General features: G+C 62.2%; 16 protein-coding genes and 2 tRNA genes. 8 read left to right on the top strand and 10 right to left on the bottom strand.

What is annotated here, in order from left to right:
• Positions 1-58 precede the first annotated feature (58 nt).
• Genes ABEA23_RS03150 through ABEA23_RS03140 form a run of 3 tightly spaced genes read left to right on the top strand, consistent with a single transcriptional unit; the run spans position 59 to position 1961 of the window.
• Positions 59-967, top strand: a complete 909-nt coding sequence (locus ABEA23_RS03150; protein ID WP_345476614.1) for a hypothetical protein — start codon at positions 59-61, stop codon at positions 965-967.
• Positions 964-1389 carry a phage holin family protein gene (locus tag ABEA23_RS03145; RefSeq protein WP_044495602.1) on the top strand — a complete coding sequence of 142 codons (426 nt, stop codon included), beginning with the start codon at positions 964-966 and terminating at the stop codon, positions 1387-1389. The genes ABEA23_RS03150 and ABEA23_RS03145 overlap by 4 nt, the downstream gene beginning before the upstream one ends.
• On the top strand, positions 1386-1961 hold the full coding sequence (locus ABEA23_RS03140) for a DUF3618 domain-containing protein (RefSeq protein ID WP_044495603.1): 576 nt from the start codon (positions 1386-1388) through the stop codon (positions 1959-1961). Before ABEA23_RS03145 ends, ABEA23_RS03140 begins: the two co-directional genes overlap by 4 nt.
• Positions 1962-2124: 163 nt before the next feature.
• Here the strand turns inward: ABEA23_RS03140 and ABEA23_RS03135 are convergent, their stop codons facing one another.
• Entirely contained in the window at positions 2125-2529 is a 405-nt protein-coding gene (locus tag ABEA23_RS03135) for a cytochrome b5 domain-containing protein (RefSeq protein ID WP_345476613.1), read from the bottom strand.
• Positions 2526-2984, bottom strand: coding sequence for a hypothetical protein (locus ABEA23_RS03130; protein WP_345476612.1), 459 nt, complete (start codon positions 2982-2984; stop codon positions 2526-2528). The genes ABEA23_RS03135 and ABEA23_RS03130 overlap by 4 nt, the downstream gene beginning before the upstream one ends.
• Positions 2985-3145: 161 nt before the next feature.
• Between ABEA23_RS03130 and ABEA23_RS03125 the strand changes: the two genes are divergently transcribed.
• From ABEA23_RS03125 to ABEA23_RS03105, 5 genes are all read left to right on the top strand, one after another.
• Positions 3146-4054, top strand: coding sequence for an ABC transporter ATP-binding protein (locus ABEA23_RS03125; protein ID WP_345476611.1), 909 nt, complete (start codon positions 3146-3148; stop codon positions 4052-4054).
• A 5-nt stretch (positions 4055-4059) separates the two neighbouring features.
• A complete protein-coding gene (locus ABEA23_RS03120) occupies positions 4060-4800 on the top strand; it encodes an ABC transporter permease (RefSeq protein ID WP_345476610.1) in 741 nt (246 codons plus the stop codon).
• Positions 4801-4806: 6 nt separating this feature from the next.
• On the top strand, positions 4807-6093 hold the full coding sequence (locus ABEA23_RS03115; RefSeq protein WP_345476609.1) for a sensor histidine kinase: 1287 nt from the start codon (positions 4807-4809) through the stop codon (positions 6091-6093).
• Positions 6090-6731 (top strand): response regulator, encoded by a 642-nt coding sequence (locus ABEA23_RS03110; RefSeq protein ID WP_345476608.1) that lies wholly within the window; start codon positions 6090-6092, stop codon positions 6729-6731. Before ABEA23_RS03115 ends, ABEA23_RS03110 begins: the two co-directional genes overlap by 4 nt.
• 215 nt (positions 6732-6946) lie before the next feature.
• Positions 6947-7681, top strand: a complete 735-nt coding sequence (locus ABEA23_RS03105) for an NYN domain-containing protein (protein WP_345476607.1) — start codon at positions 6947-6949, stop codon at positions 7679-7681.
• Positions 7682-7878: 197 nt separating this feature from the next.
• On the opposite strand, the gene ABEA23_RS03100 is transcribed toward ABEA23_RS03105, so the two are convergent.
• The 8 genes from ABEA23_RS03100 to recF all read right to left on the bottom strand — a co-directional run bounded on the left by ABEA23_RS03100 (position 7879) and on the right by recF (position 16054).
• Positions 7879-7951: transfer RNA gene (locus tag ABEA23_RS03100), tRNA-Ala, on the bottom strand.
• 10 nt (positions 7952-7961) lie between these two features.
• The gene (locus ABEA23_RS03095; RefSeq protein WP_222704267.1) at positions 7962-8081 is read right to left on the bottom strand and encodes a DLW-39 family protein; all 120 of its coding nucleotides are present in this window, start codon (positions 8079-8081) and stop codon (positions 7962-7964) included.
• A 58-nt stretch (positions 8082-8139) separates the two neighbouring features.
• Positions 8140-8213: transfer RNA gene (locus tag ABEA23_RS03090), tRNA-Ile, on the bottom strand.
• Between the two features lie 102 nt (positions 8214-8315).
• Entirely contained in the window at positions 8316-8825 is a 510-nt protein-coding gene (locus tag ABEA23_RS03085) for a DUF3566 domain-containing protein (protein WP_425577096.1), read from the bottom strand.
• Positions 8826-9026: 201 nt separating this feature from the next.
• Complete coding sequence (gyrA, locus tag ABEA23_RS03080) at positions 9027-11663, bottom strand: DNA gyrase subunit A (RefSeq protein ID WP_345476605.1); 2637 nt, start codon at positions 11661-11663, stop codon at positions 9027-9029.
• Positions 11664-11737: 74 nt separating this feature from the next.
• Positions 11738-13825: a DNA topoisomerase (ATP-hydrolyzing) subunit B gene (gene gyrB / locus ABEA23_RS03075; protein ID WP_345476604.1), complete on the bottom strand. Its 2088-nt coding sequence runs from the start codon at positions 13823-13825 to the stop codon at positions 11738-11740.
• A gap of 262 nt (positions 13826-14087) precedes the next feature.
• Complete coding sequence (locus ABEA23_RS03070; protein WP_345476603.1) at positions 14088-14816, bottom strand: DciA family protein; 729 nt, start codon at positions 14814-14816, stop codon at positions 14088-14090.
• Positions 14813-16054 carry a DNA replication/repair protein RecF gene (recF, locus tag ABEA23_RS03065; RefSeq protein WP_345476602.1) on the bottom strand — a complete coding sequence of 414 codons (1242 nt, stop codon included), beginning with the start codon at positions 16052-16054 and terminating at the stop codon, positions 14813-14815. The genes ABEA23_RS03070 and recF overlap by 4 nt, the downstream gene beginning before the upstream one ends.
• Position 16055 lies beyond the last annotated feature (1 nt).

Here is a 16055-nt window from a genome sequence, read left to right as displayed (position 1 = left end):
TCAGGCTCAGCGACATCGTGTTCGTCGCGATGCCGACGACCCCGACGAAAGGTAAGTCATGGCAGATCCATACAACACCCCACAGAACCGGCCCGCGCCTGAACCAGGCGCAGATGGGCCTACTGGCGTGCCGCAGACTCCCCCCGCGCCTGAACCGGCTCCCCCGGCTGGCTATGTGCCGCCTTCGCCCGCGGCTACGCCGGGTCTCGCCGCGCCTCAGGTCTACGGAGATTCCGACGCCGAATCCTCGGACGAGGGAAGTCAGGTCAAGGAGGCTGCACAGGATGTGGCCGGTGAGGCCAAGGACGCAGGGCACGCCATCAAAGACACTGCTTTCGAAGAGGCTTCCAGCGTGAAGGACGACGCCGTACGCGAAGCGAAGCGCCTCGGCGAAGAAGCAGGGTCCCTTCTGCAGTCACAGGCATCTGACCAGCTAGAACGTGCCGCCGGTATGGTGCGCACCTTCAGCGATGACATCGGACGCATGGCCAAGGGAGAACAGCCTGAGCCCGGGGTGGCTTCTGATGTCGTGGAACAGCTGAGCTCCAGGGCCGACGCGGCTGCCACATGGCTTGAACAGCACGAGCCGGCAGACGTACTCCATGAAGTGCAGAGTTTCGCACGCCGGCGGCCCTTCGCTTTCCTGGCAATTTCTGCCGGTGTCGGTTTCGCTGCAGGTCGCCTCACGCGAGGGATCATGCGTAACCATTCGGAGGATTCGTCATCGGGCCATCCCGGTGAGTCTGCTTCGGTTCCGCAGCATCACGCAGAGCCGGCAGCGACAGCGGCGACACCAGTCACGCCAGCGGCACCAACACCGCCCACTGAACGAGCGTCAGCACCAGTATCCGGAAACCCCGCCACCGGACCCGGTGGAGGAGCGCCCGCCTACGGCACCCGTCCCGAGGACCAGACACCCGGCTACAGCCCAGTGACCGATCCCTATACACAAGGTGGTGGCCGATGAGTCAGGTTCCTCCCCCCACTGAACCAGGGCCGCGACCGGAGCAGGAATCGCTGGGCACGCTGATGTCCCGCATCACCACCGATCTCTCCACACTGATCCGTCAGGAGATGGCCCTGGCGAAAGCAGAAATGACCGACACCGCCAAGAAAGCCGGAAAGAGCGCCGGAATGTTCGGCGGTGCGGGAGTCGCAGGCCACTTCGTTCTGCTGTTCCTCTCCCTCGCTCTATGGGCCGCAATCGGAGATACCGAGGTCGGCTACGGATGGTCAGGGGTGATTGTGGCCGTGCTCTGGGCAATCATCGCCGCGGTGCTGGCACTGCTGGGCAAGAAGACCATCGACGAAGCAGAAGGCGCCCCGCAAACGGCGGAGACGCTTAAGGAAGTTCCCGATGCCCTCACTCCGTCAAAGGAAGCACGATGACACAGAATCCCGATGAAATCCGCGAAGAGATAGAACGAACTCGCAGTGAACTGTCTCAGGACGTCGACGCCCTGTCTGAGAAAGTCTCGCCATCAAAGGTGGCTCACCGCCAAACCGAGAAGGTGCGCGACACCGTGACAGGATGGAAGGACAAGGTTATGGGTACCGCAAACGATGCAACCTCACGCGTCAGTGAGGGAGCCGAGCATCTAGCCGACTCCACTCACCAGGTCCCGCAGCAGACCAAGGAGAAGACGCGAGGAAATCCACTGGCAGCAGGGCTCATAGCACTGGGCGCCGGTTGGTTGGTGGCCTCGCTGCTTCCGGCATCCGAGGCGGAGCGGAAGGCAGCTGCCAAGCTCGAAGACCAGGCACAGCCGCTGGTCGATGATGCCAAGAGCCAGGCCCAGTCCATGGCCGAGGAGATGAAGCAACCCGCACAAGAATCAGTGCAGCGTGTTAAAGAGTCCGCTACTGACAGCGCGGAAACGCTGAAATCCGAAGGCCAGTCGCAGACGGAGCACGTGAGTGACGCTGCCCGCTCTTCCGCTGAAGAGGTCCGCGGCGGCTAGAGCCCCACAAGACGAACTCTCAGGGTTCAGTCAGTCCGCACATGAGTGGGGACGGGAGACATCATTGATGCCCATCCCGTCCCCCACTCATGTCATTGAACCCGTTGACGGAGTCACTAGAACCTTTTGGTCTGAGGGTTCTGGGGCTATCACGGAGGCCTCGTCAGTCCTCCAGGACTCCGATGGCGAACTCGGCCAGCTGCTGTTCGGGACGCTGCTGTCCCCCGTGCTGAGCCTGGAAGGCCCCGGTGGCATCAGTTCCGCAGAGCTGCTCAATGCGGCTGGGGCCGCCCGGGTGGGCTGAGATCCACTCAGTGAGGTCGTAGACCGTTCCCTCGATGGCAGCCCAGCAGGAGTCGGCGTCGTCGTTCTCCTGGACCTGCTCCATGGTGATGGTGTCCTCGCCCTGGGGCGCCTGCTGGGACTGCTGTTCCGCGGGGCCTTCAGGCTCGCCCCCTGAGTTGTCCTCTGAATCTCCGCAACCGGCCAGTGTCAGCAGGGTTATCAGTGCCACTGGAAGCAAAGTTCGACGCCGCGGCCGCGTCTTGGTGGTGACGAAGGTGCTCATAGGCTGCTGTCCTCAGGCTCGGTTACTCCGGTGATGCTCGCTGGCACGTGAACACCGGGGCGGGTAAAGATCCATGCGGTGAGACATGTGCACAGCACCACAGTAACCAGCGCTCCGGTGATATGCGCAGTCAGTGTGAGGTAGCTGCCCAGGGCCGCCTGCAGGAATGTCAGTGCGAAAAGTGCCGCTGACCCTGCAGCGGCCCAGAGACCAGTCTTGGTCACTGCCGAATGCAGTATGAGGGCCAGTACGAAGACGCCGGTGCTGATGTGGAGGGTGACGGCTGAGGCACTGTGGAGATCCAGACCCTGAAAGTTCTGGATCATCTGGCCAGCTGAGAAGAAGAGAACCCCCAGCACCGCCAGACTCACGCCTGCTGCTACTCGGGCGATGACCAGCAGCAGAGAGCGCTTCAGCGTTCCTGCGCTGCCTGTCCCCGGACGGGCACCTGTCATTGCACCTCCCACAGTAGTGACGACTCACAGGATAGCCCCAAGGCCTACAAGTGCCGCCTGCTTCTCCACCGATCGGTGGATGGGCGGGTCATCCTCCCAGCTAAGGAACTCCACCCTGATCGTCGATGTGCCACAGCCGGTGTCAAAGCCATGCTGAATGCATGACCATCATCGAGATAGAGAACCTCACCAAAAGCTACGGCGGGCGCACCGCCGTGGACGGTGTGACTCTCAGCGTGGACGAAGGCGAGATCTTCGGCATCGTAGGTCCCAATGGCGCAGGCAAGACCACCACCGTGGAGTGCCTCTCGGGCCTGCGAGTACCGGACAGCGGCAGCATCGCTGTCGCCGGACTGCATCCCCAGCGTGACCACGTGGGTCTCAGTCAGGTGCTGGGTGTCCAACTGCAGCAGAGCCAGCTTCCGGACAAACTGAAAGTCAGCGAGGCTTTAGATCTCTACAGCTCGTTCTATCGTGACCCCGCTGACTGGCAAGAACTGACAGCGATCCTGGGTCTCGAGGAGAAGCGCAGTACGCCCTTCCGAAAACTCTCTGGCGGGCAGAAACAACGCCTGAACATCGCCCTAGCTCTCATTGGTAACCCTCGGGTGGTGATTCTAGATGAGCTGACCACCGGATTGGATCCACAGGCCCGCCGCAATACCTGGGATTTAGTGGAGCGCATTCGCGACCGCGGGGTGACGGTCCTGATGGTCACCCATTTCATGGAGGAAGCGGAGCGGCTCTGCGACCGGTTGGCGATTATTGACCGGGGCAAGGTGGTCGCAGTGGATTCGCCCACCGGGCTAGTGGCCCGGGTCAGCGATCGGCAACTCATCCGGTGCCGCCCCTCTGCCCCGGTGGACCTGGAGACACTCCTGGCCGCGGAGGAGGTCGTCACAGCAGAGCAGTCCGGTTCTCAGCTGGTCGTGACCGGAACCGGGAACCTCCTGCATGTGCTGACCAGCAGCCTGGCCCGCAGCGGCGTCGTCCCCGCGGATCTTCGTATCCAGAGAGCTTCCCTGGAGGACGCCTTCATCGCACTCACCGGCCGCTCCCTGGAGGACTGACAACTATGAAACCCCTGATCCGACTCACCCTCACTGAGACCAAGCTCTTCCTTCGGGAACCGATGGCATGGATGTTCATCCTGGGATTTCCGCCGGTTCTGATGATCATCTTCGGGCTGATCCCACCCTTTCGGGAACCCCAGGAGGAGTTCGGTGGCGCCAGAATCATCGATCTCTACGCACCCATCATGGTGGCCATCGCCATCACCGTCTTCGCTTTGAGCAGCTTTCCGCAGTATTTCGTCACCTACCGCGAGAAAGGCGTCCTGCGCCGACTCAGGGTCACCCCGGTGAAGCCGAGTACGATGCTGAGCGCTCAGCTGCTGATGTCACTGGTCTTCGCCCTGGTCGTGTCTCTGGTCATTCTGGGTATCGCCCGCTTCGCTTTCGAGGTAGCCCTCCCCCAGAACGTCCCGGGTTATGCGACTGCATTCCTGCTGTGCTCCACCGCAATGTTCGCTGTAGGACTCTTAGTCGCCTCTCTCATGCCCACCGGCACCGCCACCGGGGCGATCGGCACGATCCTGTTATTCCCCATGATGTTCTTCGCTGGCCTATGGATTCCCCGGGACGCGATGAACGATGTTCTTCGCACCGTCAGCGACTTCACCCCGTTGGGGGCAGGCGTACAATCGCTGCAAGATGCCACCGCCGGGGACTGGCCGCAGCTGCTGCATCTGCTCGTCATGCTGGCTTGGACAGTAGCAGCCGGAGCGCTGGCAGTCCGGTACTTCCGCTGGGAGTAGGGGTACGTGAGTATAGAGGCCGAGCTGCGCGAGGAGCATGATCGCTGGGAGCGCCGCGAGATCGCCACGCACAATGTGCTTCCCTACATCCTGCTGGGCATTGGGACCTTTCTGGCGCTATTGCAGCCGCTGTGGTTTCACCCGGTGCATCTGCCTGCGCTTCTGGGGCTGGTGCTGACCACCCTGCTGTGGCTGGCGTGGTTCATCACCCTGCACCCTCAATGGCACGATGATGCTCGGCTGATGGGTCTCTATTATGTCGGGCTGCTGGGGCTGAGCGCAGGACTGGTCGCGGTGGCGCCCTTCTTCTCGATTTTTGCGTTCATCGGCTATGTTCATGCCCTCCGGTACCTCAGAGGCCCGTGGATCTTCGTCGGCGTCGTCGCGAATTCCATGATCATGGCGGTGGGCCATGTGGGCGGTCTGAGGAACATCATCGACGACGATTCATGGTGGTTGTGGGCGATCATCAGTGCTGTGACGGCCGTACTGGCGAGCACATTCATCTATTTCGCGAACCTGGCCTATGGACACTCTCAACGTCAGAAGCAAGGTCTGGCCGAACTCCATCGGGCGAACCTGCGGCTCGAAGAGGCACTGACGGAGAACCAGCGGCTGCATTCGCAGCTGGTCAGTCAGGCACGGCACGCAGGTGTACTGGATGAGCGCCAGCGCATGGCTGCCGAGATTCATGACACTCTTGCTCAGTCGTTGGCGGGAATTCTCGCGCAGTTGCAAGCTGCCTCGCAGACTCCGGAGGACGCGGAAGCGATGCGCAAGCATCTTGTCCAAGCCGAGGATTCGGCTCGACGCACACTGGTTGAGGCACGCCGTACGGTTCAGGCGGTGCAGCCGGCCGAGCTCGAGGGTGCCAGACTCCCAGAGGCGATCGCCGCGCTGACGGATCGGTGGTCCCAGGAGGAAGGAGTAGCGGCCGCGCTGGTGACCACCGGCAGACCCCACACGGTGGACCCTGAGACCGAGATAGCCCTGCTGCGCATCGCTCAAGAGTCTCTGACGAATGTGGCTAAGCACGCTCGGGCGGGGAAGGTCCAGATCACGCTGTCCTATATGGAGGATCAGGTGGCCCTGGATATCCGTGACGACGGCGTGGGATTCAGTCAACCTGCACAAACTGGGACGGCCGGTCAGGGGCATGGATTCGGTCTGGTGGGAATGCGCCAACGCATGCAGCGCCTCAATGGATGGCTCAGCATAGAGTCAGAAGAGGGCGGAGGCACCGCAGTGTCGGCTTCTGTACCTGTCCCCCTGCCTGAGAATGAGGAGTCATGATCACCGTACTGGTCGCAGATGACCATCCCGTGGTCCGCAGCGGACTGACCAGCATGTTCAGCGCAGATCCACGTTTTGACGTCCTGGGCGAGGCCGCCGACGGTGCAGAAGCGGTGGCCTTGGCCCAGCAGCTGAACCCGGATCTGATTCTTATGGATCTGCGGATGCCCGGTACCGACGGGGTCAGCGCGATTCGCGAGCTCTCCGGGCTGGGCCATCCCGCCCGGATCCTGGTGCTGACCACCTTCGACACTGATAGTGACGTGCTGCCTGCCATCGAAGCCGGCGCCACCGGATATCTCCTCAAGGACGCTCCCCGGGATGAGCTGTTTCGGGCCGCCATCAGTGCGGCTCGGGGAGAGGCTGTGCTGGCCTCGGGTGTGGCCGCGCGTCTTATGGGGCGCACCCGTCAGCCAGTGCCAGAGAACTTATCCGCACGGGAGTTGGAGATCCTTCAGCTGGTTGCCTCGGGCCTGACCAACCGTGAAGCCGCCAAGGAGCTGTTCATCAGCGAAGCGACGGTGAAGACGCATCTGCTGCACGCTTATGCCAAGCTCGGCGTCAATGATCGAGCAGCTGCCGTGGCCGTGGCCTATACCCGGGGATACCTTCCGCTGCGCACTGACCCACAACAATGAGTTGGGCTGTGCGTCTAATGGAGCACTGTGGGAACAGGCTTTCGGCGCATTGAAAAGCTGGTTTCTGGGTGGAGCCAGGGCAACTCAGAGGCGTTGAGTCTGCCAGTAAGTCGGCTGATCTCTTCGTCGGGACATGGCAGAGGCAGCGAGACATCCTAAGCAGTTATCCACAGGGGCTCTGCTGTATAGGTCGCAGTCTCATATGCTTTGAAACTATGCGGGTCGGCGTCTACATCGACGGGTACAACCTCTACTACGGCGGAAGAGGAATCTGTGGGCGGTCCACCGCTGGGTGGCGATGGCTGGACCTGAAAGCCCTCTCCGAGCATCTGGTCACCGCTCATTCCGAATGGGTAAACCCTACGGTCGAGAACGTGACGTTCTGTACCGCTCGGATCAGCGGAGCAAGTAACCCGACTGGTCAGCAGGAACAAGACGTCTATCTGCGTGCTTTGGAACACTCCGGCGCAGCTACTCGGATTACTTATGGGAACTACGTAGCTCGGGTAGCGACAGCTCCGTTGGCCACAGCTGGACGCAACGGCAAACCGGTCATCACTCACCCACAGTGGCCGCTGATGATCCAGGACGGCAGAGCGCAGGATGTCCCTGACGCCCGATTCATGGCCTCCGTCGCCCGACGGGAAGAGAAGGGCTCAGATGTGAACGTAGCCTCCCATCTGCTGATCGATGTACTAGAAGGTACGGTGGATGCCACGGTAGTGGTGTCGAATGACAGCGATCTCGCCTTCCCCATCACCTTCGCTCGTACGCGAGTCCCGGTGGGTCTGGTCAATCCGACCAGGGGCTACCTTGCAGGCAAGCTGGCCGGGCATCACACCGATGGGGTCGGCAACCATTGGTGGTATCAGATGCAGCCAGCGGACTGGTACAACCATCAGCTCCCAGCGAGTATCGGATCGCGTATCCGCAAACCTGCGCCGTGGTGATGTCCCAGAGACCCTGGGTGCTAGACTGAAAATACACCACCCGGTCCCTCAGGGGCCGGGTTTTCTTTTGCCTTCGAATACGGTGACCTGGCACGAAGAACTCGGACCCCAGCTCGCAGCATCGCCAACGAAGGCGGGAAACCGAAACGGGAACAAGCAACATCCGCTGATGTCGCCTGTTCCCGTAACGAACATTGTGGAGCCTAGGAGACTCGAACTCCTGACATCCTGCTTGCAAAGCAGGCGCTCTACCAACTGAGCTAAGGCCCCGTATGGGTATTTACTTCTTGACTGAATCGGTGGCCTGGGACCACACGTCCCGGACCTCTTCAGTCTCCTTCCAGCGGCGGTAGACGATGATCCCGGCTACTGCTGCCGCAGTGAGAACCAGTCTCTTCATGCTGCCTCCTCCTGGAAGGTGGTGAGCGTTCCTAGCAGCTTCACTGCTATTCGCGCTGTGGGCGTACGTGGACTTGAACCACGGACCTTCACATTATCAGTGTGACGCTCTAACCGCCTGAGCTATACGCCCGAACCTCTAAACGAGGGTTGTCATCCCTTCCGGGCGACCACTACACATTACACCAGCTTAGGCATCGGCTCCAAATCGCCTGCAGATACCGCTGGGACAAGCTCAGTCGTCAGTCAGGGTAACGCCGATACCGCCCACCAGCGAGGCGGAGAGGTTGTACAGCACTGCCGAAAGCATAGAGAGCACCGTCAGCAGCACCACGTTGATCACCGCGATGATGGTGGCGAAGGATGCGATCTGCCCCACGGTCACCAGCTCCTCGATCTGGAAGGTGGTTCCGCCGCCTTCGGTGCCGATGACCTGGCCGAGCAGTTCGTTGACTCGGCTGAAGATACCGGTGATGTCCATGGCCGTCCACATGGTGACGGCGCAGACCACTGTCATGATGCCCAGGGCTACCGAGAGCAGGAAACTCATCTTCAGCACAGACCATGGGTCGACCTTGGACACCAGGAGGCGGGCCTTGCGGACCTTAGCCTTCGGAGTGGGCCGCACCAGCTGAGGCTGTGGCCGCCCGCCCTGACGTGGAGCTGCCGGACGGGGTCCTGCGCTGCCGCCCTGCGGGCGGCTGCTCGTAGGCGGGGTGGTGGGGCGGGGCCGGGCGCGTGGCATCGCTTGAGTGCGATTCGCGCTTGAAGCCTCTCCACCAGTGGGCGCTGAGGCACGCGGCCGCGGCGCTGGGAACCTACTGCCCGGGCGCTGGGATGTACCCGACTGGCTCCCCTGGTTATCTGCGCCGTTGCTTGCGCTCACTGAAGACCTCCATCAGCGTCCACATTTGTCTCGATCGAAAGACCACGGTACTGCATGGCGCTAGCTGTCGCCTCCAGATTCCTGAACCTGGGCTTCAGGTGTTGCCTCTTCGTTATCCGAGACGGGCTTTTCTGAGTCATCTGCGGCCTCGCCTGCTTCCTCGCCCGCAAGGGCCAGCGCAGCACCGGCGGCCTTAGCCACTTTGAGAATACGGTCGTTCTTACGCGGCTTGGCGAAGATCACGCCCATCGTGTCGCGTCCGCGCGGTGGAACACCGGAGACTGCGGAACGGACCACGTTGCCGCTGGCCATCACCACCAGCACTTCGTCGTCGTCTTCAACCACCATGGCGCCCACCAGGTCGCCGCGGTCATCAACGAGCTTGCCGACCTTGATGCCCAGGCCACCACGGCCCTGCACCCGGTACTCATCCACAGAGGTGCGCTTGGCGTAGCCGCCTTCGGTCACGGTCACCACGTAAGAGTCGGGAGTCACTACATCTGCGGTGAGCAGCTCATCATCCTCGCGGAACTTCATGCCCGTCACTCCGGAGGTGGCACGGCCCATGGGCCGCAGTGCCTCATCACTTGCCGTGAAGCGCAGTGACTGACCCTTGCGGGAGACCAGCATCATGTCGTCTTCGGCAGAGATCAGCTTCGCCGAGACCAGCTCATCATCCTCACGCAGGTTGATGGCGATCACCCCCGCCTGACGCGGAGAGTCGTAATCAGCCAGCCGGGTCTTCTTCACCAGACCGCCCTTGGTGGCCAGCACCAGGTAGTCAGCGTCCTCGTAGGACTTCAGTGTCAGCACCCCGGCGATGTACTCATCGGGCTGGAACGCCACCAGGTTGGCCACGTGCTGACCCTTGGAGTCGCGTCCGGCCTCCATCAGGTCATAGCACTTGGTGCGGTAGACCCGACCCAGGTTGGTGAAGAACAGAATCCAGTTGTGCGTGGTGGTGACGAAGAAGTGCTCAACGACGTCGTCGGCGCGCAGCTGGGCTCCGCGCACACCCTTACCACCGCGGTGCTGGGCGCGGTAGTTGTCGATCTTGGTGCGCTTGACGTAGCCGTCACGGGTGATGGAGACCACCACATCCTCTTCGGGGATGAGGTCTTCCATGGACATATCGCCGTCGTAGCCACGCACAATGTGGGTCCGGCGGTCATCGCCGAACTTCTCCACAATGGTGTCCAGCTCGTCACCGACGATCTGCCGCTGACGCTCCTCAGAGGCCAGGATGTCTTTGAAGTCGGCGATCATGGTCATCAGCTCGTCGTACTCATCCTGCAGGCGCTGGCGCTCCAGGGCGGCCAGCTTGCGCAGCTGCATATCCAAGATGGCCTGGGCCTGATCGTCGTCGATCTCCAGCAGCGACTTCAGGTTCTGCCGCGCGACCTCCACGGTGGATGATTCGCGGATGGTGGAGATGACCCGGTCCAGATCATCCAGGGCCTTGAGCAGGCCGACCTTGATATGCGCTTCCTTCTCCGCCTTGGCCAGGCGGAACTGGGTGCGCCGGACGATGACGTCGATCTGGTGCATGACCCAGTGGTGGACGAAGGCGTCCAAACTCAGGGTGCGCGGTACGCCGTCGACCAGCGCGAGCATGTTCGCGGAGAAGTTCTCCTGCAGCGAGGTGTGCTTGTAGAGGTTGTTGAGCACCACCTTGGCGACGGCGTCACGCTTGAGCACAATGACCAGGCGCTGGCCGGTACGGCCGGAGGACTCATCGCGGATTTCTGCGATGCCGGCGATCTTGCCGTCCTTGACCAGCTGGGCGATCTTGCGCGCCAGTGCATCAGGATTGGCGTGGTAGGGCAGCTCGGTGACCACCAGGCACGTGCGGCCCTGGATTTCCTCCACATTGACCACCGCACGCATGGTGATCGAGCCACGGCCGGTGCGGTAGGCGTCTTCAATCCCGGAGGTGCCCAGGATCTGCGCACCGGTGGGGAAGTCGGGTCCCTTGACCCGCTCAAGCAGTGCCTCAAGCAGCTCTTCACGGCTGGCCTGCGGGTTCTGCAGGTACCACTGGACACCGGAGGCCACCTCGCGCAGGTTATGCGGCGGAATGTTGGTGGCCATTCCCACAGCGATGCCGGAGGAGCCGTTGACCAGCAGGTTCGGGAAGCGCGAGGGTAGGACCACCGGCTCCTGCTGCTTGCCGTCGTAGTTGTCCTGGAAGTCAACGGTGTTCTCGTTGATATCCCGGACCATCTCCATGGCCAGCGGCGCCATCTTGGTCTCGGTGTATCGAGGAGCAGCCGGGCCGTCATCGCCCGGGTTGCCGAAGTTGCCCTGGCCGGTGGCCAGCGGGTAACGCATCACCCAGTCCTGAATCAGGCGGGCCAGCGCATCGTAGATGGCCGAGTCGCCATGCGGGTGGTAGGAACCCATGACATCGCCGACCACGCGCGCACATTTGTTGAAGCTGCGGTCAGGGCGGTAGCCGCCGTCGTACATCGCATAGAGCACACGGCGGTGCACCGGCTTGAGGCCATCGCGCACATCCGGCAGGGCGCGGCCGACGATCACGGCCATCGCGTAGTCCAAATAGGACCGCTTCATCTCTGTCTGCAGGTCCACCTGGTTGATCCGGTCACGCGGACCAGCGGCCAGCGCAGTGGGAACATCAGTGGGTTCGACAGGGACGTCCGGGGTCTCTGGGTTCTCTGGGGTGTTCTCGCTCATGTCAGTACTTCCCTATTAGGTCTTTGGACAACGACGACGGCGCGGATTCTCTGCGGTAGTGAGGCCGGGAGCGTCTAGATGTCCAGGAAACGGACGTCCTTGGCGTTCTGCTGGATGAAGCTGCGGCGGGATTCGACGTCCTCGCCCATCAGGATGGAGAAGACTTCGTCCGCGGCAGCGGCGTCCTCCATGGAGACCTGCAGCAGGGTGCGGTTATCCGGGTCCATGGTGGTCTCCCACAGCTCGGAGTAGTCCATCTCGCCCAGACCCTTATAGCGCTGGATGCCTAGCTCCTTGGGCAGCTTGCGTCCTGCTGCGCGGCCCTTGGCCAGGGCGGCATCACGTTCAGCATCGGTGAAGACGTAGTCCGGATCTCCGTTGGACCACTTGATCTTGTACAGCGGCGGCTGGGCCAGGTAGACGTAGCCGTGCTCGATAAGCGGGCGCATGTAGCGGAAGAGCAGGGTCAGCATCAAGGTGGTGATGTGCTGACCATCCACATCCGCATCGGCCATCAGCACGATCTTGTGGTATCGCAGCTTCTCCACATCGAACTCTTCGCCGATATTGGTGCCGAAGGCGGTGATCATGGACTGGACTTCCTGGTTACCCAGGGCCTTGTCGATGCGGGCGCGCTCCACGTTCAAGATCTTTCCGCGCAGCGGCAGGATCGCCTGGGTGCGCGGATTACGCCCGCGCTTGGCGGAACCGCCTGCGGAGTCACCCTCCACCAGGTAGATCTCCGACTCCCGGGGATCCTTGGAAGAGCAGTCGGCCAGTTTGCCGGGCATGCCGAAAGTCTCCAGCGGGGACTTCCGGCGGGCCTGCTCGCGTGCCTTACGGGCGGCAAGACGGGCATGTGCTGCCGACTGTGCTTTGCGGATGATCTCGCGGGCGGCCTGCGGATTGCGCTCCAGCCAATCCCCGAGCTGTTCATTGACCACCCCGTGGACGAAGCCGCGGGCCTCGGAGTTGCCCAGCTTCGTTTTGGTCTGACCCTCGAACTGCGGCTCGGAGAGCTTCACGGAGATCACTGCGGTGAGACCCTCGCGAATGTCCTCACCGGTGAGGTTGTCCTCTTTTTCCTTGATGAGGTTCTTATCCCGGGCGTAGCGGTTGATCAGGGCTGTCAGCGCCGCGCGGAAGCCCTCTTCGTGGGTGCCGCCCTCATGGGTGTTGATGGTGTTGGCGTAGGTGTGCACGGACTCCGAATAGCTCAGTGTCCACTGCATAGCGACTTCAGCGGCAATGCCGCGATCGGTGTCTTCAGCCTCAAAGGCGATGACGTCCTCATGGACGTTCTCGGCCTTCTTCGTGGAGTTCAGATGCTTGACGTAGTCCAGCAGCCCGTCGTCGTACTGGTAGACGACCACGCGGCCCTTGGGCGTTTCAGCCAGAGCGTTCTCGGTTTCACCGGGGGCAGCAGGTGCCGGCTCAACGCCTTCAGGCAGCTCGGGCTCATCGTGCTTCTCGACGATCTCATCTTCGACTATCGAGTTCTCGTCGATCTGACGCTCATCGCGGAGGGTGATGCGCAGGCCCTTATTGAGGAAGGCCATCTGCTGGAACCGGGCCCGCAGGGTCTCGAAGCTGAACTCGGTGGACTCGAAGATCTCCGCATCCGGATAGAAGACCTGGGTGGTGCCGGTTTCGGTGGTCTCCGGGCCCTGGGTGAGCTCTTTGACAGTGTTGCCGCCCTCAGCGAAGGCGATCGACCACTCGTAGCCCTGGCGCTTGACGGTGGTCTCCACACGGGAGGAGAGCGCGTTCACCACGGAGATGCCCACACCGTGCAGACCGCCGGAGACCGCGTATCCGCCGCCGCCGAATTTGCCGCCTGCGTGCAGCACAGTCATGACTACCTCAACGGTGGGTTTGCCCTCTGTGGGGTGGATATCCACCGGGATGCCACGGCCATCATCGACCACGCGGACGCCGCCGTCGTTCTGCAGGGTCACCTGGATATGGGAGCAGTAGCCGGCCAGTGCCTCATCAACGGAGTTATCCACCACTTCATAGACCAGGTGGTGCAGGCCGCGCTCTCCGGTGGAGCCGATGTACATGCCGGGACGTTTGCGGACGGCTTCAAGGCCTTCCAGGACGGTGATGTCCGATGCGCCGTAGTTGCCGTGGTTCTGCGCGTTCTGATCTTCAGCGGCCATCCGGCTTCAATCGTCTCCTCGGTCGGTGTGGCGCGATTCTCCTAATAGAGGACGCCATGGTTCGAACTCTGCACCAGTCTACCGTCTACACCGGCTAATTCAGCATTTTTCCACGGTTCCTGGGGACCCTGATTGGTGACAGGAGGGCACAGAAGGCCGCTGCAAGGGTTCAGGGGAACGCTCCATAGGGATGTATTCATCCGTCAGGCCCGCAACGCGGCATATCGCCGCTGAGCCGATTCGATGAGTCCGCAGGCTCCGCTCAGCCGTACGTGTCGCGAGGACCGCGCCCGCGCACCGAGAGCCGACCCTTCTTCCAACTGGGAGCTTGCGGACCGCGAATCTCAATCTCCGAGACGATTCCGGGTCCCAGTTCGCGGTCGAAGACCTCCATCAGCTTCGGCTTCATCAGTTTCAGGTTGGTAGCCCACGCCGTGGAATCACAGAGCACGACGACGACGCCGGCATCAAAGCTCTGCGGCTTGCAGTGTTCAGCGATCGCAGCACCAACCAGCTGGTCCCAGCGGCTGATCACTGACCCCACTGCCACCGGAGCAGTCCAGCCGCGGGTGTTGATCAGACCCTTGACCACACCGCCGAGGGGGCGGGGATCACGCAGATCAGCTTCCTGACCTCCACGGCGTCGTCGTTCCTCAGCCCGTGCGGTGGCGCGTGGATCTGCTGACAGAGATGAGCCAGCCACCGGCCGTTTGAGCCGGCGCTCCCCACGTTCTTCGGCCGCCCGGCGGAAGCGGTTGAACAACGCAGTAGCGGCGTCGATCTCTTCTGCTGCTGGTTCCGCGGGCGGGGAAACCCCGCCACGCTCTCGGCGAGCAATGCTTTGCTCGCCATCACGCCTAAAGGGTTCCGCAGACGGGGAGATTTCCTCATGCTTTCGGCGAGCAATGCTTTGCTCGCCATCACGCCTCAAGGCTTCCCCGGACGGGGAATCCCCGGGCGACACAGCGTCGGACTCCGATTCAGAACTCACGCCTGCTCCTGGACGCTGGCACCGAAGGGAGTCACCGTACTGAGCTGGTCCTGAGACTCCACCCGGTAAGCGTTGGCCAATAGCTGCTGGGGAACATCATCATCGACAGCGGCAGTGATGATCAGCTGTCCCGGTGCCGAATCGCTGCCCTCCCCGGCCGCCAGCTCAGCCAGTCGCCGACGACGCCGGGCATCGAGTTCGGCGAACACATCATCCAGGATGAGGATCGGTTGGGCACCGTCACTGGGGTCGTCCTCGATCATCACGCGGTAGGCAGCCAGTCGCAGAGCCAGTGCGAAGGACCAGGTCTCACCATGGGAGGCATAGCCCTTGACCGGTGTCGTATCAAGGCTCAGCAGCACGTCGTCGCGGTGGGGCCCCACCAGCGTGATCGCACGTTCGCGCTCTCGCTTCCGGGTCTGCTGCAGGGCGGCGTGCAATTGCTCGGAGAGCTGTGCGGTGTCCGCGAGTTCAAGGGGGGAAAGATCCTCAGCCGCCGCGCTGGCGGTCTGTGGCTCCTCATCCTCACTGAGCGTGCCATCCAGCGATGACAAATACCGCACGCGAGCAGTTCGGACACTTTGCGAAAGCTCGTGATACGCCGCCGAGACATGCGGCCGCAGTGCAGAAAGGACCTGCAGACGGGCCCGCAGCAGGCGTGCCCCAGTGTCCGCGAGCTGCATATCCCAGACCGCCAAGGTGGACTCGTGCGTTGAGGTGAAGCCTTCATGCCGGATCGACTTCAGCAGGGCATTGCGCTGCCGAAGCACCTTCTCATAATCCTGCCGGACCCGTCCCAGAGCAGGCTGAAGCTGTACAGCCAGGGTGTCCAGCAGGCGTCGTCGTACTTGGGGGGATCCTTTGATCAGTTCCAGGTCTTCAGGGGCGAACAGCACAGTGCGCAGAATTCCCAGGATCTCCGTGGCGCGTACCGGGCTGCCACGGTTGATCCTTGCCCTGTTGGAGCGGCCCGGGTTGATCTCCACTTCCAGGAATGCTGCCTGGGTACCACGGTGTGCCTGCGCCCGAATGATCGCTTGTTCGGCGCCGTGACGCACCAGCGGAGCGTCATTGGTGACGCGGTGTGAGGAGAGGCTGGAGAGGTACCCCACGGCCTCGGCGATGTTGGTCTTGCCCACCCCGTTGAAACCCAGCAGCACATTCGGGCCAGGTTCCAGGGCCAGCTGCGCCTGGGCGTAGCTGCGGTAGTCCTGCAGGGTCAGCTGGGAAAGCCGCATG

Origin of the sequence: Nesterenkonia rhizosphaerae (assembly GCF_039544555.1) — a bacterium.
Classification (GTDB): Bacteria; Actinomycetota; Actinomycetes; order Actinomycetales; family Micrococcaceae; genus Nesterenkonia; species Nesterenkonia rhizosphaerae.
Note: the sequence above shows the minus strand (reverse complement) of the source record. Positions and strands in the feature narration are given on the sequence as shown.